Below are 20756 nucleotides of genomic sequence, written 5' to 3' on the forward strand. Positions count from 1 at the left end.
TGTCCTAGTAATCTGATTAATAATATTTTGTCCGTGATTACTGTAAAAGAGGGGGGAGAATCATGAGTGAAAAAAAGCAACAAGTATCCCGTAGGCAATTTTTGAACTATACTCTTACAGGAGTAGGTGGATTTATGGCAGCTGGTATGCTTGTTCCGATGTTAAGAATGGCAGTTGATCCAGTTCTACAGCCATCAGCTTCTGGAGATTATGCAAATATCGGCTTGTCTGTAGACGATATTACTACTGAGCCACAAAGAGTTGATTGGAAAATTGACCAAGTAGATGGATGGTATGAATCCGAAGTAAGTAAATCAGCATGGGTATATAAAGATGATAATGATGATATTATCGCACTTTCCCCAATTTGTACACACCTTGGTTGTGTTGTTTCATGGGAAGGTAGTGACCAACATCCAAATGAATTTTTCTGCCCATGTCATGATGGACGTTATGAAAAGGATGGTACAAATATTCCTGGAACACCTCCATTGGAACCGCTACATCGCTATACGCAAAAAGTGGAAAATGGAATGTTATTCTTAGGAGATGCAAAACCAAGAGAGGAGGCTTAAACCTACATGTTACAAAAGATATATGACTGGATTGATGAACGTGCTGATGTTACGCCTATATGGCGAGATATCGCAGACCACGAAGTGCCTGAGCATGTTAATCCTGCTCACCATTTTTCAGCCTTTGTTTATTGTTTTGGTGGTTTAACATTTTTCGTTGTTGTCATCCAAATACTATCAGGAATGTTCCTGACAATGTATTACGTTCCAGATATTGAGAACGCATGGAAATCTGTTTATTACCTACAAACTGAAGTTGCTCATGGGCAAATCGTAAGAGGAATGCACCACTGGGGAGCAAGTGTTGTAGTAGTAATGTTGTTATTACATACTTTAAGAGTGTTTTTCCAGGGTGCTTATAAGAAACCAAGAGAACTTAACTGGATGGTAGGAGTTTTACTCTTTTTCATCATTCTTGGATTGGGTTTTACAGGTTATCTATTACCTTGGGATAACAAAGCATATTTTGCGACACAAGTTGGACTTGAGATTGCAGAACAAGTACCGCTTATTGGTGACGATTTAAAAACATTATTAGCAGGGGACGCACAAATTGTAGGAGCGCAAACTCTAACGAGGTTCTTTGCAATTCACGTGTTCTTCTTGCCAGCAGCTTTGTTTGCACTACTCGCTGTACACTTTATTTTAATTCGTAGACAAGGTATCTCAGGACCACTATAAGAAGGAGGGATAGCTGTGAAAAAGGGTAAAGGGATGAAGTTTGTCGGCGATTCTAGAATATCCGCCGAGAAAAAGCCAAATGCATCCAAAGATTATTCCGAATATCCTGGTAGAACAGAAGCTTTTTGGCCCAACTATTTATTAAAGGAATGGTTGATAGGAGCAGTATTCTTAGTTGGATTTTTATGCTTAACTCTAGCACATCCAGCTCCTTTAGAAGGGGTTGCTGATCCGACAGATGCTGCTTATATACCTTTGCCAGACTGGTACTTCTTGTTTCTATATGAACTGTTAAAGTATAAATTTGCTAGTGGCCCATTCATTATCATGGGTATCTTAGTAATCCCAGGTCTTGCCTTTGGTGGCCTTTTTCTTGCACCATTCTTAGACAATGGGCCTGGACGTAGACCACATCAGCGACCAATCGCTGTTGCAATGATGCTCCTTGCAGTATCAGGAGTTATGTGGTTAACATATGAATCATCTTCAGTTGTAGATTGGGAAGCAAGAGCTGAGGCTAACAAGCCAATACCTGAATCAGATATTGAAATTGATACAGAAGATCCAGGGTACGCTGTATATGAAAACAATTGTATGAGCTGTCATGGTGATGATTTGAGTGGAACAGGCAACGGGCCAGCTCTTATCGGGACAGAACATGACGGAGATGAAATTGCAACAATTGCCCGTGAAGGTATTGGTTCAATGCCTGCTGATATGTTTGATGGATCAGATGAAGAATTAGACCAATTGGTAGAATTTATTTTATCTGTGAATGAAGATGCGGAATAACTATCTAAACACCTTTGCCATTACGTGGTGAAGGTGTTTTTTAAATTCTATACGTACTAGAAGAGGTTATAAATTATGTTGAAATTATTACTGGCAGATAAACGTTTTGTTTTCATGTTATTTTTAATTAATTTATTCGGTACTATTTATGGGTTTATATGGTATAAATATCAACTTGCAATAACACCACACATTTTCTTGATTTTTGTACCTGACAGTCCGATGGCAAGTATGTTTTTTACGATATTTCTCTTATTTTTTCTCTTTGATAAAAAAGTACCTTACATAGAATCACTCGCTTTGATCACATTATTTAAATACGGTATATGGGCTGTTGTGATGAATATTTTAACTCTGATTACAACAGGGAGTTTAAGTCCCCAAGGATACATGCTTATTGCCTCACACGCAGCCATGGCTGTGCAGGGTCTGCTCTATGCTCCATTTTATCGGTTAAAGTTACGTCATGTAGTAGTGGCGGCTGTATGGACACTGCATAATGATGTGATTGATTACGTCTTTGAACAAATGCCTATTTATGCTTCTTTAACTCAATACATGAATGAGATAGGTTATTTCACTTTTTGGCTTAGTATATTATCAATTTATATTGCATATAAAGTGATGCAAAAAAACAAGCAAGTTATGGTTTGAATGAACGTGAAAGATAAGTGCTTTAATGATGTAGCCAATGTTTTTATAAATAAAATTTCACTTTATTTAGCATTGTTCTGTTATATCTCCTGTTGCCTAAACATATAGTAGTTTTAAAAGGGTATGGGGGATTGCTCTCTATGAACAATATAAAGATAAAAAAGTATTTCTGGCGAGTAATACTCATAGTGAATAGTGTCATTATCTCGTTAAATATTATATTTGCCAATCCTGTCCTGGCAAAGACACTCGAAGAAAATCCAGCAAAAGGGAAAGAAATGATACCATTTTATTGGATGATCCTTATCGTTGGAAGTTGTATCGCTGTTACACTTTCTTATGTGAGTTGGAGAAAGTATAAAGGAGAACAACAGAGAAAAAAAAAGAATAAGGATAAATCAGTTGACTGATCTCTAAAATTTGACTAAAATTGACCATATACACTTACTTTATTTTGGAGGAATGATGAATGTTTAGCAGCTTTGGAGGATATCTTATATATATTGCGTTACTAATGATTATTCCTATGTTGGCTCAATCAAAGGTAAAAAATACGTATAAAATATATTCGAAAAAACCAACATCTTCAATGATGTCAGGGGCGCAAGTGGCAAGAAAAATTTTAGATGAAAACGGGCTTTACGATGTAAATGTAGAAGAGACAAAAGGGTTCCTTTCAGATCATTACGATCCTAGAAAAAAAGTAGTTAGGCTTTCTAGTAATAATTATCATGGACAATCTATGGCTTCATCTGCTGTTGCTGCACACGAGGTTGGACATGCTATCCAAGACCAACAAGAATATGCATTCCTAAGGTTTAGAACAGCTCTCGTACCTGTAGCAAGTTTAGGTTCCAATATGTCTATATTTTTAATTCTGGGCGGTATTTTATTAAATTTTATGAATCTTTTTCTACTTGGGATTATTTTCATGTCGGCCGCGGTGTTATTCCAACTCGTTACATTACCAGTTGAGTTTGATGCTTCCAATCGAGCGATGACTCAACTTGTATCAGGTGGTATCATCCGTAACGACGAAGAACGAGAAACTAAAAAGGTATTAAATGCAGCCGCTATGACATATGTTGCAGCAGCTTTAGTAGCTGTAGCTGAGTTGCTAAGATTTGTTCTTATCTTTTTAGGTAACAGAGATTAATTATTTATATACAAAATACCAAAGAGGATGACGATATTTTCTCGTTATCCTTTTTGGTATTTTCTGATGGTTTACGCTACGTAATACAAGAAAGCATGTGCAAATTAATAAATTACATGAATTTTTAGAAGACGATTATTCTATTGGATTTTTATTCTCATCTAAGGTGAAACCTTCCCCAGCGACATCATGCACCGAACTAATAGCGACAAAAGCGTGAGGATCGACAGCGTTTATTAAATTATTCAGACGCACAATTTCATTTTTACCTACAACACAATATAAAACATCTCGATTCTCTCCAGTATAACTTCCTCGCCCTGTAAGTACCGTTACGCCTCTGTCCATTTCTTCGTGGATTTTTTTTGCTATGATATCACTCGAATTAGAAATAATTGTTGCTCCTCTTGCAGAGTAAGCTCCTTCTTGGATAAAGTCAATAACACGTGCACCTATGTATACAGCTACGAGAGTATACATACCTTCAACTAATTCTAAAATAGTAAAGATTGAAGTGGCAATTACTATAAAATCAATTAAGAACATGGTTTTTCCCATACTCCAACCAACATATTTATTCACGATGCGGGCGATGATATCTGAACCACCAGTTGTTCCGCCATATCTGAAAATTACTCCTAAGCCAATTCCTACGAAGACTCCCGCAAATAGAGCGGCAAGGGTCATATCTGATTGCAAATAGGTTGGAAAGGGCTTAATTTGAAATATTTTCAAAAAAGCAGAAACAGCGAATGTTCCTATGATGGTGTACCAAAAAGCGTTACGCCCAAGATACCTCCAACCAATAAAGAAGATTGGAACGTTTAATACAATATTCATAACAGCAGGATCCCAGTTGAAGGCAAAATAAAGTAATAATGTGATTCCCGTAAAGCCACCTTCACCAAGATTATTTTGCATATTAAAGTGTACAAGACCAAAGGCCATTATTGCCGAGCCAAGTAGAATGAAAAAAATATTCTTCAATCGTAAACCAAAAACCATGGGCTAATCCCTCACTTTTCTCAGGTGTTCAATCCGTAGACTATGATATCTCATTATAAACAATATAACATTAATGAACAAACTTTCTTAAGTTCAATATAATACTCCTTATTACTAAAGCAATTTCTGTGATAAGTTAATGATAAATTACGCAATATACATAAACTGAGCGGTAATTTAACACTATCTATTAAAACAATGCGATAAACCATCGCTACGGAAATACGCTACGCTTTGATATGCTCCCTTTTGAGTAGGGGGTTCAATATACATCAAATGGTTTTAGACGGATCATGGAGAATGCGAAATTACAACATAGTATGTCTCGCCCTGGTAAGTGTATTGATAACGGGTCTATAGAAGGTTTTTGGGGAACGTTGAAGTGCGAGAAGTATTATTTATATACGAGGGAAGACCCTCGTTTGAACAGCTGGAAGAGGCTATAGATGAATACATTCATTTTTACAATTATGAACGTTTTCAATAGAACTTAGACAGACTAGCCCCACTGGAATATACAGAGCTATCCGCCTAATTGTTTATCTTTTTATTTATACTGTCTACTTGACAGGGGGCGGTTCACTTTCCGTGGGTGGTTGATGAGCCTCAGCTTCCACAATGGGTTTTCGGTAGGATTTTCTGCAGTCCCACGAGACTGAAGATCCGGCAGAGAAGGTACTACTTGAATAATCTTCTTTGCTCCCTTTTGCCGAGGAAACTGCTGCGTAGCGTTACTAGAAATCGTAGGCGCACTTACGGCCTTCTTGAGGCAGGTTAAGTACGCGACATCCTGTCGCAACACCTGCACTAGCGCGTCCTGTGCGTCGAAGGCTGAAGCCGTGCCCGCGGAAAGCAATAGTCTGGAGTGGAAAACAATCCAGCACCTTTCTAAGCTTCAAAAATTTGTGATCAATCTTAAAAAGAATTACCATGCAGTTTACATCTATTACGAAATTGGGATGGGGAGAATTATGGGGATTTTGGTTGATAGAATATATAATTTGTCAAATTGAATTCAATTAGCTAACATAAAAAGAGAGTCTAAATGAAGTGGGGTTTTTAGGATTAAAAATTCAACGTATAATACAAAAGAAATACAAAAAAGAGTTGACGAATATATAGGGCAATTTAAAGAGGGTTATTTTTCCCCTCTGAGCTTAACAGCTAGATTAACTGAAGAAGCTGGCGAACTGGCTCGCGAAATTAATCACTACTATGGTGAAAAACCAAAAAAAACAACAGAAAAAGAAAAAACTGTTGAAGAAGAAATCGGAGATATAATTTTCGTACTAGCGTGCTTTGGTAACTCATTAAATATAGATCTATCTGAAGCATTCCATAAATCTATGACTAAATTTGAAACACGTGATAAAAATAGATGGACACGTAAACAAGATAATATACAATTGTAGTTAATCGTAGTTGAGGAGGAGTAATATGCACATCAAAATCATCGTCGCTGGTCCTAGAGGGCGCATGGGGTCTGAAGCAATCAATATGATTAATGAAGAACCTAATTTTCAATTAGTTGCTTGTATTGATAGAAAAAATAACGGAAAAACCTTAAATGATATTGAATCATTACCAAACATTGACGTCCCTATTTTTGAAAATGCAGAGGAATGTTTGGCCTCAATTGAGGCAGATGTTCTTATTGATTTAACCATTCCTGAAGCAGGATTCAATCACACAATGCTTGCTATTAAGCATAAAGTTCGGCCAGTTGTAGGAACTTCGGGACTTACTAATAATCAAATTGAAGAATTGGCCGATTTGGCTGTTAAAAATGAAGTAGGATGTATTATCGCTCCAAACTTTGCAGTGGGCGCTGTGCTAATGATGCAATTTGTTCAGATGGCATCAAAGTTTCTTCCCGATATCGAGATTATTGAAAAACATCACGATCAGAAATTAGATGCTCCCTCTGGGACAGCTATGAAAACTGTCGATTTAATTAATGAAGTAAGACCGGTTAAAGCACAAGGACATCCAGATGAAGAAGAAGTACTACCTGGAGCTAGAGGAGCGGAAAAAGACGGGATAAGAATTCATAGCGTCAGATTACCAGGATTAGTAGCTCATCAGGAGGTTATATTAGGTGGAGAAGGACAAACGCTAACCATTCAACATGATTCCTTTAGCCGATCTTCGTTCATGTCTGGTGTAAAGCTTGCTGTGGAGCATGTCTTGTCGATTAACTCATTAATTTACGGACTCGAAAATATTATGGACTTCGAGCAGTAAATTTGCTATATGGCTTTTGTTAACCTGAGGAGGCTCTTCCGTGAATATTGCATTAATAGCCCATGATAAGAAAAAAGAAACGATTATAGAGTTTTGTACGGCTTATAGTCATGTTTTAAAAAAATATAACCTTTTTGCTACAGGCACTACAGGAACGAGGATTAAGGAAACAACTGGACTGTCTATTACATGTTTTCAATCGGGACCTTTAGGTGGTGATCAGCAAATTGGTGCTATGATTGCAAATAATGAAATGGATATAATCATATTTTTTAGAGATCCACTTACAGCGCAACCACACGAACCAGATGTTAGTGCATTAATGCGCTTATGTGATGTTCATCTTATACCTCTGGCTACGAATATCGCAGCGGCAGAAATTGTTATAAAAGGATTAGATCGTGAGGATTTAAGTTGGCGGAAAGTAAGAAAATAACATAAAGGAAGAGACCTATGAAAAAAATTGGTATAACATGCTACCCATCAGTAGGAGGGTCAGGAATAATAGCTACTGAACTTGGGATGAAATTAGCAGAAAAAGGACATGAAATACATTTTATTACATCAAGTTTACCATTTAGATTAAATCAGATTCATCCTTCAATATACTTTCATGAGGTAGAGCCAAGTCACTATCCGGTTTTTAAATATCCACCCTACGATTTAGCACTGGCATCCAAAATGGCAGAAGTGGTCGATCGTGAAAAATTGGATATATTACATGTTCACTACGCTATGCCGCATGCCATCTGTGCAATTTTAGCAAGAGACATAGCTAAACATGATGTTAAAATTGTCACGACCTTGCATGGAACAGACATAACTGTTTTAGGAATTGATGATACATTCCGAAATATGATTAAATATGGAATAGAACAGTCTGATGCAGTCACCGCTGTATCAAACAACTTAGTGTTGCAAACAAAGGACATGCTCGGAATTAAAAAGAACATTCAAGTGGTTCATAACTTTATTAATGAAGAGGAGTACTTTAAACGAGACTTACCCAGTGTTAAGATGGAATATGGGATTAATAAAAATGATAAAGTCATTATTCACATATCAAATTTCCGTAAAGTTAAACGTATTGAAGATATTATCTACACTTTTAAAAAAGTAAATGACGAATTAAGTGCTAAACTACTCTTAGTTGGTGATGGACCAGAGTTCAATCAGATTTACCAACTTGTTAAAGAACTGGGACTAGATGACAACGTTCTTTTCCTAGGTAAGCAAAAGAATATTACAGATCTGTTGTCAATATCAGATTTGATGCTACTATTGTCACAAAAGGAAAGTTTTGGCCTTGTCCTCCTAGAGGCGATGGCTTGTAAGGTCCCTTGTATAGGTACGAATGTAGGGGGAATACCAGAAGTTATTGACCATGAGAAAACAGGCTATATTGTTGAGCTTGGAGACACGACTCAAGCAGCAATTTATGCAATTGATTTGTTAAAAGATGAAGAAAAAATGAGAAGCCTATCTGAAAATGCTTTACAATCAGTTAACAGTAAATTTAATTCCAAGAGGATTGTTGGACAATATTTGGATTTATATGAAGATGTAATGTCAAGTACCAGAGAATTCGGTGATAAAAATGTTTGATGAACAATTTTTAGTAGGAAAAGAAGTCATTAATAAAATTGAGCAATATGGCTATCAAGCATATTTTGTTGGAGGCTGTGTTAGAGATTTATTGTTAGATAATCAAACTAAAGACATTGATATTGCTACATCTGCTTTTCCAAATACTATTATTGCACTTTTTGACAAAGTTATCCCTTTAGGTGTAGAACATGGAACCGTTATTGTCCGACATAAAAAAACTTCATTTGAGGTAACTACTTTCAGGTTAGAGGGAACTTACAGTGATCAGCGCCATCCAGATAAGGTCGAATTTATTGATCACATTAATTTAGATTTACAGCGTAGAGATTTTACTATAAATGCTTTAGCTATGGATAAAGAGGGGAAAATAATTGATTTATTTAACGGTCAAGAAGACTTAAATCAATGTCTAATCCGGTCTGTCGGTGATGGGGTTGAGCGATTTAAAGAAGATCCTTTAAGAATTATTCGGGCTATACGTTTTGCTAGCCAATTAGGTTTTACTATTGAAAAAAAGACCTTAAGCGCAATACAAGAAGTAAAACCTTCACTTGAAAAGATTGCTGTTGAGCGTATTACAAATGAACTGGAAAAATTAGTTGCTGGAAAAGATATAAATAAAGGTATTTACTATTTGAGAGAGACAGGGGTTTATAGATATTTGCCAACTGTAAGGGAAAATCCTAATATAATCAATAAACTTCCTGATAAATTAGAACCGATGGAATCATTTGGAGAATTTATTGCTTTAGCTCATTTTATTGAACCAAATATTTCCGTTAAAACCTGGATCAAACAATGGAAAAATTCGAATAGAATTAAAAACATAGCCCTCAATCTAGTTGATGCATTGTTTTATTATAAAAAGACTCAAACTTTAGATTCGTGGCTTATCTATAATCTTAATACAAATTTATATCACAGTTTTATAAGATTGGTTAATGCAATATTTAAAGACAATTTATTGATAGATGAAAATGAATTTATGCAACTAGTAAAACAACTACCAATCAAATCAAAAAAAGAACTTGATATTGATGGGAATGATATTATTCGGATGTTCCCTAAGAGAATTAAGGGGCCATGGATACAACAAGTCTTTAATCAACTTGAAAAAAAAGTGGTGTTAGGCAATATCGATAATAATTACGAAAAATTAAAGGAATGGATAAAATGGAATCCACCCGAAGACAATTAATTAATCTGTTGGCCAATAGTAAAGAAAATTATATATCAGGGCAGGCACTGTCTGAGTATCTTAATATATCTCGAAATGCCGTGTGGAAACATATGAATGAATTAAAAAAGGATGGGTATATCATCGAAGGCATCCCACGCAAAGGATACCGGATTATTAGTTTTCCTGATAAAATCAGTGAGAACACACTTAAATGGGGCTTGAGAACAAAGTGGATGGGAAACACGATAGTACATAAAACAACAACAAGCTCCACACAAACGATAGCACACCAACTAGCCCAAGAGAATGCTAAGCATGGAACCATTGTCATTGCTGATGAACAAAAACAGGGTAAAGGACGAATGAACAGAGAATGGTATTCTGCAAAAGATAAAGGTATTTGGATGAGTCTGATACTTAGACCCTCCATCTCACCACATTTAGCGCCCCAGTTAACATTACTTACTGCAACTGTTCTTGCTGATGTTATTTACAAGGTTACGGGCGAAAAGCCACAAATTAAATGGCCTAATGATATTTTAATAAAAGGGAAAAAAGTAGCAGGGATATTAACCGAAATGCAGGCAGAACAGGATCAAATTCAGTATGTCGTTATCGGGGTTGGTCTAAATATATTACATGATAAGGCTGATTTACCAAAAGACTTACAGCACAAGATGTCCTCGATTAAATTAACAACGAAGACAGACATAGATATCACTAAATTCATACAAGAAATTCTATCAACATTCGAATCTACATATTCACTTTATTTAAATGATGGGTTTTCAGAAATAAAATTAAAATGGGAAAGTTATGGATTTAGAATAGGAGAACCTGTTTTTATTAAAACTTTAAAACGTGAATGGAGGGCAGTTTTTCACGGTATTGCCGCGGATGGAGCATTATTAGTTAAAAACTCGGATGGTATGACTGAAAAATTATATTCCGCAGAAATAGACTGGTTTGATGAAAGGGGTTAATAATTTATGCTAAGTCGAAATGATCTTCAAAAGATGCAACAATCAAACAGAAAGATTACAATGGTGACTTCCTATGATTATCCTTCAGCAAAGCAAGCTGAAGAAGCGGAGGTTGACATGATACTTGTCGGTGATTCGCTTGGAATGGTTGTGCTTGGATACAATTCCACCATAGAAGTCACAGTTGATGATATGATTCATCATGCTAGGGCAGTTAAGCGTGGTGCAACAAATACGTTTATGGTTGTTGACATGCCATTTATGTCATATCATATATCGATGGAGGAGTCATTAAAAAATGCTCAAAAGCTTTTTCAACAAACTGGGGCCCAAGCTCTAAAACTTGAAGGTATTTCAGAAGATATTCTTACCCTAACGAAACGTCTGACAGAGGCGGGAATTCCTGTCATAGCACATCTAGGTTTAACCCCACAGACTGTAAACGTACTTGGAGGTTATAAAGTTCAAGGAAAAGATAAAACAGCGGGTGAGAAACTTGTTAAAGATGCCATGAAATTAGAAGAATTTGGGGCAATTGGTTTAGTTTTGGAGTGTATTCCTAAAGAGCTAGGTAAAATTGTTACCGAAAAATTAAACATCCCTACAATAGGCATTGGTGCGGGTGTCGATTGCGATGGTCAAGTTCTAGTCTACCATGATATTCTTAAATATGGCGTGAATCGTTTACCGAAATTTGTAAAACCTTATGCAGATTTTAATAAAGTTGGCGTAGAAGCGTTAAAAAAATACATTAAAGAAGTAAGAGAAACATCATTTCCAACGGATGATTATTCATTTTTAATTAAAGATGCAAGTTTACTTCCAGAATAAGAAAGGCGCTACATATGAAGATAATTAAATCTATACTGGAAATACAGCAAATAACAACGAAACTCCATCAGTCCAAGAAAACAATCGGTTTTGTCCCAACTATGGGATATTTTCATAAAGGGCATTTGTCCCTGATGAAGCAGGCTAAACACGAAAATGAAATCAGTATCGTAAGTATCTTTGTCAATCCGTTGCAATTCGGTCCGAATGAAGACTATGATAGCTATCCGAGAGATGAAGAACGCGATATTAATTTGGCAAAACAAATGGGAGTGGATTATTTGTTTATGCCTACGATAGAAGAGATGTATCCAACGGAAATGGTAATTAAAATGGCTGCAACAGAGCGCACTAACGCGTTATGTGGACGATCTCGGCCTGGTCACTTTGATGGAGTTATTACGGTTTTAACAAAGCTATTTCATATTGTTCAACCAAATAAAATATACTTCGGTTTAAAAGATGCACAACAAGTGGCAGTTGTTGATGCATTGATTACGGATTTGAATTTTCCAATAGACCTCGTTGGTCTTTCCACAGTAAGAGACAACAGTGGATTAGCTATGAGTAGTCGAAATATTAATCTAACTAAAGAGGAACGAGACCAAGCCATTTGGTTATATAAATCTTTAAAAATAGGCCAGCAATTAATAGTTGACGGTGAGGAAAATCCTGTTATCATTAAAAAAGAGATTATCAATACATTAAAGCAACATATAGATGTGGGTATTGATTATGTGGAAATTCTTGAATTTCCTTCATTACACACAGTTTCTGTAATTGATAAAAAACAAATTATTATCGCCGTAGCTATATTTTTCAAGTATGCTCGCCTAATTGATAATCTTATTTTAAATATGGATGGACAAGTCCTAAAACGATTGGATTAGGAGGAAGTTTCGTGTACCGCACACTAATGAAATCAAAAATTCATCGTGCAACAGTAACTCATGCTGATTTAAATTATGTAGGTAGTGTAACAATTGATCAAGATATCTTGGATAGTGTCGATATTATCCCTAATGAGAAAGTACAAATTGTTAATAATAATAATGGTGCTCGTTTGGAAACATATGTAATTGCAGGGGAAAGAGGAACAGGCATTATCTGCTTGAATGGAGCTGCTGCTCGCTTAGTTCAAAAAGGTGATACTGTTATCATTATCTCGTACGCCATGATACCAGAAGCAAATGTTAACTCTTTTAACCCAAAAATAGCTATAATGAACGATAAAAACGAGATAGAACAAATGATTGATCAAGAAATGCCTTTAACCAAAGTTTGATAGGGAGATATCTTAACGCATAAAAAGGCTCTTATCATCTGATAAGAGCCTTATTTTAAGTTTAAACCCTTTAGTGAAAGGAGGTAAAAAATGAAAAATAAATATGTTGTTATAGATTTAGAGACAACCGGACATTCAGCAGCAAAGGGAGATAAAATTATTGAAATAGGTATGGTTGTCATTGAAAATGATGTTATTACAAATCAATTTTCAAGCTTCTTTCAGCCAAATAAAGAAATCCCTTCTTTTATTTCTAATTTAACTGGTATTACAAGCACCGATGTTAAAGATGCCCCTCATTTTTATGATAAAGCGAATGACATAGTTGCGATATTAAAAGATGCCTATATTGTGGCTCATAATGTATCATTCGATTTAGGGTTCTTGAATGGTGAATTACAGGAACTATTATATAAACCTTTAAATAATCCGGTATTAGATACTGTAGAATTATCAAGAGTTTTATTTCCATACGCTCCAGGATTTAAATTAGGTCAACTTGCGGAATACTTTAAATTAGAACACCGTGATCCACATCGAGCACTTTCTGATGCTTACGTTACAGCTGAGCTTTTTCTAATCTTAAAAACTAAATTATATAAAATGCCTTATGAAACAATAACTCATTTATTAAAACTTGAATCTGTTTTGAAATCTGATTTATTTTCAATTTTGACCAATGTTAAAAACAAACTTTCTTTTTCTCTATCTGAAGATAGTTCGATACATACTTATAAAGGCCTGGCATTTAAAAGACCGGTTGAGTTTTCAACTGAAGAAAGTACGCCTCAACTATCTTACGGCGCATTCTTAGACGATATCTATGAGGATGATGGAGCATTAAAACAATTCTTGCCAACTTATGAGAAACGAGAAGGTCAACGTGATATGTCTGAACATATCTATGATGCGTTTCAGTCAAATTACCATGCGTTAATTGAAGCTGAAACGGGCACGGGTAAATCATTAGGTTATTTATTACCTGCTATATACGAATCAGTTAAAACTGGTCAACGAATTATTATAAGTACATTTACCACCCAACTGCAAAGCCAATTATTAGATGAAGAGACACCATTGATGAAAAAATTGTTGCCTTTTCCTTTTCATGTGGCCTTATTAAAAGGGAAACGTCATTATATTAGTTTAGAAAAATTTGAGAAAGAGCTGAGGTCTGAACAACGAGACAATTATGACGTTGCTCTTACAAAAGCAATGATTTTAGTGTGGCTTACAGAAACTGAAACAGGCGATATTGATGAAATCAGTTTACCTTCGAGCGGCTATTATTTTTATAATAAGGTTTCTAGTGATATAGAAGGAGCGATTCAGCCATCCTCTCCATGGTTTAATTATTCCTTTTATCAAAAAGCTCGTGAAAGGGCTCAAAAAGCAAACATTATCATTGTAAATCATGCTTTATTGTGTACAGATATGTACAATGATTACTCATTTATTCCTAGCTACCAGAAGACGATAATTGATGAAGCCCATCATTTGGAAGATACGGCCTCTCACCATTATGGCCTAAAGTTAGACTATGTTGATATCATCTATAGTTTAAACCAAATTGGAGGAAGTGAGGATAATGGATGGTTTCATAACCTAATTGACAACCATACGTCTATAAAGAACGACATTCCTATTGATAAATGGGATCAATTGATGAATGACTTAAAGTATGAGCTTGACCAGTTATTTAGAACTATATTTCAATACGTTGTTGACCAACACAAAAAGGACAAATCAACAAGTGATATTGGGCGCCTGCAATATCGTTTTGAGGAAGAGAAAGAAGAAAAAACATCTTGGTCTCTTATAAAAGAAATGATAAATCGTTTGACGTTCTATTTTAGGGATATGATACATTTCTTAATTCAAATTAACCAAAACATTGAGCTTGATAAACATGAAGAGGATGAAATGCAAGCCTTTCTCGTAGAGCTCCAAACATATATTGATTCATTTGAACACTTGTTTATTGAGGGAAAATCATCAGAACATGTAAAATGGATAGAAGTAGAAGTGTATGGAGCTAAAAATGCGGTATACTTATATAGTGAACCAACAGATGTTTCAACTATACTCTCTACTGATTTATTTAATGAGAAAAAGAGCGTTATATTAACAAGCGCAACGCTAACCATGAGAAATTCTTTTTCATATATACAAAAAAGATTAGGTATTCCTGAGGAGCGTCTGATTAAAGAAAAAATAAAGTCACCTTTTTCATACCAAAATCAAGTTCAACTTATGATTCCGAATGATTTTCCCGATATTAAGTATGGTAAATTAGATGATTTTATTTATTCCGTAGCTGAGGCAATCATATCTTTAGCTGAAATAACGAGCGGTAGGATGCTTGTCCTATTCACTTCCTATGATATGTTGCGTAGAACATATTACTTATTAAAAGAGACTTCAGAGTTCTATGGTTTTAACTTAATTGCTCAAGGCATTTCCAGTGGGAGTCGGTCAAGACTTAAAAAAAATTTCCAAACATATGATAAAGCGATTTTATTGGGGACTAGCTCCTTTTGGGAAGGAATTGATATACCAGGCGAAAATTTATCCTGTTTAATGATAGCCAGATTACCTTTTCAACCTCCTAATCATCCTTTGTATGAAGCTAAATCTAAAAATTTGGAGGCTAATGGTAAAAATCCTTTTTTCGAGTTGGCTCTACCTCATGCTGTCTTGCGTTTTAAGCAAGGTTTTGGAAGATTAATACGATCGACAAATGATCGTGGCATCGTATTTATATGTGATGCTCGCATCGTTAAAGCAAGATATGGAAGCTTTTTTACGAAATCTATACCAGATGTGCCTATATCCTATGACTCGACCAGTGTATTAATGCAAAATGCGAAAGTTTGGTTTTAAAAATATATACTGATACACCCATAATTTTGGCTGTATCAGTACACTAAAGCAATCTATAATGGTATAGGTCAGGGTAAATTTGTTGAATTGAAATCTCAACGTACATCTTATTATTTACCCCGAATCTTTCAATATGCTTAGAAATAAAAGGATAAAAATGAGGAGAATCTAATATGTATCATAAAAAGAATTTCCTTTTTAATTTAAAACGTTTAAACTATTTCCAAGAAGTCAGGGTATGCTATGCAAATCAATTATTATAAGAATAAAAGAACAATTCCTTCATGGATAAAGTGGTTATTTAGTATTGTAGTGCTAATTTTACTTATTTTAGCGATTTATGGCATCATTTTGTATAAAAATATTCAAGAAGCCAAGACAAAAGATTATTCTCAAACTGAAAAAATAGTGTTGGACAAAACAGACATAGTGACAATTGACAAGACAACGCATTATTATGGTGAGAAAGTATATCATATTGTTTTCGGTCATACCGCAGATGATGTTAAAGAAATTGCTTTTGTTGAAAAAAACGACAATAATGATGACAATGAACACATTGAAACTTTTGATAGTGAAGAAATGATATCAGAAGAAAATATACTTAGCTTATGGCGGGATGAGTGTAGCAGTTGTAAATTCGTTAAAGTAAATGCCGCTATGATAGATAAAAAAGCATTGTGGGAATTAACATACGAAGATGCTGACCAACACTATATTATTGACTATTTATCGATGGATGATGGATCACGATATGAACAATACCGATTCAAACGAACATTTAAATAAAATTGTAATTATTTCATAGTACGACAACAAACATTGGTGTTTAATATATGAAAGGTAGGTATGAAAATGTCATTAGCAAGTAGGGTTAAAAGTTTAACACCTTCGCCAACATTGGAGATTTCTGCTAAGGCACAGCAGCTTAAAAAAGAAGGATACGATGTAATTGGATTAGGAGTCGGGGAGCCAGATTTTAATACACCGAACTTTATTATTGAAGCAGCAAAGCTAGCTATGGATGAAGGTAAAACAAAATATACCCCTTCAAGCGGCATTCCTGAATTAAAGCAAGCAATCAGCAAAAAATTAAAACAAGACAATAACTTACTTTATAATCCTGAAGAAATTATTGTGACAACAGGAGCTAAATACGCACTTTATACACTTTTTCAAGTTTTATTAAACAAAGGAGATGAAGTGATTGTCCCTGCCCCTTATTGGGTAAGTTATCCCGAACAAATCAAGCTAGCAGGTGGGGAACCTGTTGTCGTAGAAACATCCGAAGCAAGTCAGTTTAAATTAACACCCGAACAATTAGAATCACAAATTACTGAGAAAACAAAAGCGCTTATAATCAACTCACCGAGTAACCCAACTGGCATGATGTATGATGAAAAAGAATTGTTGGCAATTGGAGAAATTTGTCTTAAAAATAACATTATAATTGTATCAGATGAAATTTACGAAAAACTTATTTATACCGCTGAAAAGCATGTTTCAATGGCACAGCTATCACCAAAGTTAAAGAAAAATACTGTTATCATTAACGGCGTATCAAAATCACATGCAATGACAGGGTGGAGAATAGGTTATGCTGCAGGTCCTCAAGATATTGTGAAGGCGATGACAAACTTTGTATCTCACGCAACCTCCAATCCAACTTCCATTTCTCAATATGCTACACTGGCTGCTTACGAAACAGATACAGATCCAACCTTAGAAATGCGAACAGTTTTTTCGGATCGACTTGATACATTATATAATATGATTATTAATGTACCAGGTATTACCTGCGATAAACCAAGCGGTGCCTTTTATTTATTTCCTAATGTCAAAGAAGCAGTCAAAATGAATGGCTTTACAAGTACTGACGAATGGGTGAAGGCATTGTTAGAAGAAGAAAAGGTAGCATTAGTACCTGGTTCAGGTTTTGGGTCCCCAGACAATGTTCGCTTATCCTATGCGACTTCAAAAGATTTATTAATCGAAGCCGCGGAGAGAATCAAACGTTTTGTTACGTCACATCAATAATTATATACTATTACTTATAAGAAAATGGAGGTCATTCCTTTGAAAACAACAATAAATCAAGTAAAACAATATGAAGGAAAAACAGTTACAATAGGAGCTTGGCTTGAAAATAAGAGATCCAGTGGTAAAATTGCATTTCTACAATTACGTGACGGTACGGGATATATGCAAGGTGTCGTAGCTAAAAATGATGTGAGTGAAGAAGCGTTTCAGCTGGCCAAAAATCTTCATCAAGAATCTTCCCTTTACATAACAGGAAAAATTGTTGAAGATAAACGTTCTCCACTTGGATTTGAAATGCATGTGCAAGATATTGAACTCATTCATGAAGCGGTTGATTATCCAATTACACCTAAAGAGCACGGAACTGAGTTTTTAATGGACCATCGCCATTTATGGCTGCGTTCCAGAAAACAACATGCTATTATGAAAGTTAGAAATGAAATAATAAGAGCGACGTACCAATATTATCAAGATAACGGTTACGTAAAGATTGATCCGCCAATTTTAACAGCCTCTTCTGCAGAAGGGACAACTGAATTATTCCATACCGAATATTTTGATGAAGAAGCCTATTTATCACAGAGTGGACAGCTTTATATGGAAGCTGCAGCAATGGCTTTTGGTAAAGTATTTTCTTTTGGCCCGACGTTTAGAGCAGAAAAGTCCAAAACAAGAAGACATTTGATTGAATTTTGGATGATTGAACCAGAAATGGCTTTTGTAGATCATGAAGAAAGCTTAAAAATACAAGAAGACTATGTTAGCTTTTTAGCGGAATCCGTTTTAAATAACTGTCAAATGGAATTAAAGACGTTGGAACGTGATACATCAAAATTAGAACAAATAAAAGCTCCATTTCCAAGAATATCTTATGACGATGCAATTGATTTATTAAAAGAAAAGGGTTTTACGGATATTGATTGGGGCGATGATTTCGGTGCACCTCATGAGACTGCTATTGCTGATCATTTTGATAAGCCTGTGTTCATTACTAATTATCCTGCTGAAATTAAAGCTTTTTACATGAAACCAGCACCCGGACGATCTGATGTCGTATTATGTGCAGATTTAATTGCGCCTGAAGGTTATGGAGAGATTATTGGAGGTTCACAGCGAATTGATGATCTTGAAATGATGAAAGAAAGATACGAACAGCATGGGTTAACTGCTGAAGCCTATGAATGGTATCTGGATTTACAAAAATACGGAAGTGTTCCACATTCAGGATTTGGACTGGGACTTGAAAGAACCGTTGCTTGGTTAGCTGGAGTTGAACACGTTCGTGAGACAATTCCTTTCCCGCGTTTATTAAATCGATTATATCCATGAGTAGAAATCAAATCTATAAACTAATGAGTCCCTTGCAAAGTATTTGCAGGGGATTCGTTTCGATTAGATAAGTACTGCTTTAGCTAAATGTCGCTCAATCTAGATCATACATTATTAACTCATGCTATAATATGAATGAGGTGCTTATTTGATGCCGAAAAAATCTTCAATACAAGAAATATTACAAAGCCAAATTACTATACCATCAAAATTATTAACGTCATTTAAATCTTTAGGTGTTAATGAAAAGGAATTAGTTGTTATTTTGCAATTACACCGGTTTCTAATGAATTTCATTTATTTTCCAACACCAGCTGAGTTAGCTGGTTATTTAACTATTTCTGAAGAAGAGTGTGCTAACATATTAAGAAAGCTTATTCAAAAAGATCTACTTTCTATCAAGCAAGTAAATAATGAACAAAACCAATTGAGCGAAATATACTCATTAGATCCTTTATGGGAAAAATTGTATTTCGAAGAGACAGAAGAAAAAGATTCGATAGATGGAACTATTTTTATTCTTTTTGAACAAGAGTTCGGGAGACCGCTATCTCCATTTGAAATAGAGACAATTAATGTGTGGTTAGACGAAGATAATTTACCACCTTCTTTAATTAAGGCAGGACTTAGAGAATCCGTATTAATGGGGAAATTGAATTTTAAATATATTGATCGCATTTTGAGGAATTGGAAACAAAAAGGGATACAGTCGGTGGAAGATGCTCGTGAGGCAAGTAAGTCATTTCATGAAAAGCAATCTAAACATCAACCAGATGTCAGAAAACGCGATACATCTTTTTACTATAATTGGTTAGAAGGGGAAGACTAATTAATGTTAAATTTAAAGCAAATAAGGTATTGTTTAGACCAAATGGAGCAAATGTTTCCTGATGCTGAGTGTGAACTTGTACACGATAATCCTTTCGAACTTGTAATTGCTGTCTTATTATCAGCACAATGTACGGATGTTCTTGTTAATAAAGTAACTAAAAGTTTGTTTGAAAAATACAAAACCCCTGAAGACTATTTAGCTGTATCAGTTGAAGAACTTCAGCAGGACATTCGATCGATTGGCTTATACAAAAATAAAGCAAAAAATATTCAAAAACTTTGCCGAAGTCTAATCGACGAATATGATGGTATAGTGCCAGAGACACGTGAAGAATTAACTTCATTGGCAGGGGTTGGTCGTAAAACCGCTAATGTTGTAATGTCAGTAGCTTTTGGAGAACCTGCAATTGCTGTTGATACACATATTGAGCGTGTATCTAAACGTCTAGGCATTTGCCGTTGGAAAGACTCTGTTCTTGAAGTAGAGAAGACTTTAATGAGAAAAGTGCCTAAAGAGGAATGGAGTGCTACGCATCATCGAATGATTTTTTTCGGACGTTATCATTGTAAAGCTAGGAATCCCAATTGTTCTGAATGTCCGCTTTTAGACATATGTAGAGAAGGACAAAAGAGAATGAAAAAAGAAAAATAAAAGTCAAGTGGGCTTCCACTTGACTTT

23 protein-coding genes are annotated in these 20756 nt (G+C 35.3%); 22 read left to right on the forward strand and 1 reads right to left on the reverse strand.

The genetic code is table 11. The annotated features are described in order from the left end of the window. Window positions 1-62: 62 nt before the first annotated feature. From KQI49_RS07100 to KQI49_RS07125, 6 genes are all read left to right on the forward strand, one after another. Window positions 63-575: a QcrA and Rieske domain-containing protein gene (locus KQI49_RS07100; protein WP_216487680.1), complete on the forward strand. Its 513-nt coding sequence runs from the start codon at window positions 63-65 to the stop codon at window positions 573-575. Between the two features lie 6 nt (window positions 576-581). Continuing rightward, window positions 582-1256, forward strand: coding sequence for a menaquinol-cytochrome c reductase cytochrome b subunit (gene qcrB / locus KQI49_RS07105; protein ID WP_216487681.1), 675 nt, complete (start codon window positions 582-584; stop codon window positions 1254-1256). A 15-nt stretch (window positions 1257-1271) separates the two neighbouring features. Then, entirely contained in the window at window positions 1272-2048 is a 777-nt protein-coding gene (locus KQI49_RS07110) for a menaquinol-cytochrome c reductase cytochrome b/c subunit (RefSeq protein ID WP_216487682.1), read from the forward strand. A 75-nt stretch (window positions 2049-2123) separates the two neighbouring features. After that, window positions 2124-2702: a lipoprotein heptaprenylglyceryl N-acetyltransferase LhaT gene (gene lhaT, locus KQI49_RS07115; RefSeq protein ID WP_216487683.1), complete on the forward strand. Its 579-nt coding sequence runs from the start codon at window positions 2124-2126 to the stop codon at window positions 2700-2702. Between the two features lie 140 nt (window positions 2703-2842). Then, window positions 2843-3112, forward strand: a complete 270-nt coding sequence (locus KQI49_RS07120; protein ID WP_216487684.1) for a sporulation protein YpjB — start codon at window positions 2843-2845, stop codon at window positions 3110-3112. A 59-nt stretch (window positions 3113-3171) separates the two neighbouring features. After that, on the forward strand, window positions 3172-3858 hold the full coding sequence (locus KQI49_RS07125) for a zinc metallopeptidase (RefSeq protein ID WP_216487685.1): 687 nt from the start codon (window positions 3172-3174) through the stop codon (window positions 3856-3858). Between the two features lie 135 nt (window positions 3859-3993). Here KQI49_RS07125 and KQI49_RS07130 read toward each other — a convergent pair whose 3' ends face one another. After that, window positions 3994-4863, reverse strand: coding sequence for a YitT family protein (locus KQI49_RS07130; protein WP_216487686.1), 870 nt, complete (start codon window positions 4861-4863; stop codon window positions 3994-3996). 382 nt (window positions 4864-5245) lie between these two features. Here KQI49_RS07130 and KQI49_RS18890 point away from each other — a divergent pair, with 382 nt between their 5' ends. The 16 genes from KQI49_RS18890 to nth all read left to right on the forward strand — a co-directional run bounded on the left by KQI49_RS18890 (window position 5246) and on the right by nth (window position 20729). Then, window positions 5246-5350, forward strand: a complete 105-nt coding sequence (locus tag KQI49_RS18890) for an IS3 family transposase (RefSeq protein WP_371817532.1) — start codon at window positions 5246-5248, stop codon at window positions 5348-5350. A gap of 577 nt (window positions 5351-5927) precedes the next feature. After that, window positions 5928-6275 (forward strand): nucleotide pyrophosphohydrolase, encoded by a 348-nt coding sequence (locus KQI49_RS07140; RefSeq protein WP_216487860.1) that lies wholly within the window; start codon window positions 5928-5930, stop codon window positions 6273-6275. Window positions 6276-6300: 25 nt separating this feature from the next. After that, the gene (gene dapB / locus KQI49_RS07145) at window positions 6301-7107 is read left to right on the forward strand and encodes a 4-hydroxy-tetrahydrodipicolinate reductase (protein WP_216487688.1); all 807 of its coding nucleotides are present in this window, start codon (window positions 6301-6303) and stop codon (window positions 7105-7107) included. Between the two features lie 40 nt (window positions 7108-7147). Next, complete coding sequence (gene mgsA, locus KQI49_RS07150; RefSeq protein ID WP_216487689.1) at window positions 7148-7543, forward strand: methylglyoxal synthase; 396 nt, start codon at window positions 7148-7150, stop codon at window positions 7541-7543. Window positions 7544-7560: 17 nt separating this feature from the next. After that, window positions 7561-8712 carry an N-acetyl-alpha-D-glucosaminyl L-malate synthase BshA gene (gene bshA / locus KQI49_RS07155; RefSeq protein WP_216487690.1) on the forward strand — a complete coding sequence of 384 codons (1152 nt, stop codon included), beginning with the start codon at window positions 7561-7563 and terminating at the stop codon, window positions 8710-8712. Beyond that, on the forward strand, window positions 8705-9913 hold the full coding sequence (locus tag KQI49_RS07160; protein ID WP_216487691.1) for a CCA tRNA nucleotidyltransferase: 1209 nt from the start codon (window positions 8705-8707) through the stop codon (window positions 9911-9913). Before bshA ends, KQI49_RS07160 begins: the two co-directional genes overlap by 8 nt. Next, the gene (locus KQI49_RS07165; protein ID WP_216487692.1) at window positions 9889-10878 is read left to right on the forward strand and encodes a biotin--[acetyl-CoA-carboxylase] ligase; all 990 of its coding nucleotides are present in this window, start codon (window positions 9889-9891) and stop codon (window positions 10876-10878) included. The genes KQI49_RS07160 and KQI49_RS07165 overlap by 25 nt, the downstream gene beginning before the upstream one ends. 6 nt (window positions 10879-10884) lie before the next feature. Continuing rightward, on the forward strand, window positions 10885-11709 hold the full coding sequence (gene panB / locus KQI49_RS07170) for a 3-methyl-2-oxobutanoate hydroxymethyltransferase (protein WP_216487693.1): 825 nt from the start codon (window positions 10885-10887) through the stop codon (window positions 11707-11709). Window positions 11710-11723: 14 nt separating this feature from the next. Further along, window positions 11724-12599 carry a pantoate--beta-alanine ligase gene (gene panC / locus KQI49_RS07175; protein ID WP_216487694.1) on the forward strand — a complete coding sequence of 292 codons (876 nt, stop codon included), beginning with the start codon at window positions 11724-11726 and terminating at the stop codon, window positions 12597-12599. Window positions 12600-12610: 11 nt separating this feature from the next. Beyond that, entirely contained in the window at window positions 12611-12994 is a 384-nt protein-coding gene (panD, locus tag KQI49_RS07180; protein WP_216487695.1) for an aspartate 1-decarboxylase, read from the forward strand. A 90-nt stretch (window positions 12995-13084) separates the two neighbouring features. Next, window positions 13085-15877: an ATP-dependent DNA helicase DinG gene (dinG, locus tag KQI49_RS07185; protein WP_216487696.1), complete on the forward strand. Its 2793-nt coding sequence runs from the start codon at window positions 13085-13087 to the stop codon at window positions 15875-15877. Window positions 15878-16120: 243 nt separating this feature from the next. After that, window positions 16121-16666, forward strand: a complete 546-nt coding sequence (locus tag KQI49_RS07190; protein ID WP_216487697.1) for a cell wall elongation regulator TseB-like domain-containing protein — start codon at window positions 16121-16123, stop codon at window positions 16664-16666. 66 nt (window positions 16667-16732) lie between these two features. Beyond that, window positions 16733-17914: a pyridoxal phosphate-dependent aminotransferase gene (locus tag KQI49_RS07195; protein ID WP_216487698.1), complete on the forward strand. Its 1182-nt coding sequence runs from the start codon at window positions 16733-16735 to the stop codon at window positions 17912-17914. Between the two features lie 39 nt (window positions 17915-17953). Then, window positions 17954-19246: an asparagine--tRNA ligase gene (gene asnS / locus KQI49_RS07200; RefSeq protein WP_216487699.1), complete on the forward strand. Its 1293-nt coding sequence runs from the start codon at window positions 17954-17956 to the stop codon at window positions 19244-19246. A gap of 151 nt (window positions 19247-19397) precedes the next feature. Next, on the forward strand, window positions 19398-20075 hold the full coding sequence (locus KQI49_RS07205) for a DnaD domain-containing protein (protein WP_216487700.1): 678 nt from the start codon (window positions 19398-19400) through the stop codon (window positions 20073-20075). A 3-nt stretch (window positions 20076-20078) separates the two neighbouring features. Beyond that, window positions 20079-20729: an endonuclease III gene (gene nth, locus KQI49_RS07210; RefSeq protein WP_216487701.1), complete on the forward strand. Its 651-nt coding sequence runs from the start codon at window positions 20079-20081 to the stop codon at window positions 20727-20729. Window positions 20730-20756: the final 27 nt, after the last annotated feature.

The organism is Virgibacillus sp. MSJ-26, from assembly GCF_018918075.1.
Classification (GTDB): Bacteria; Bacillota; Bacilli; order Bacillales; family Amphibacillaceae; genus MSJ-26.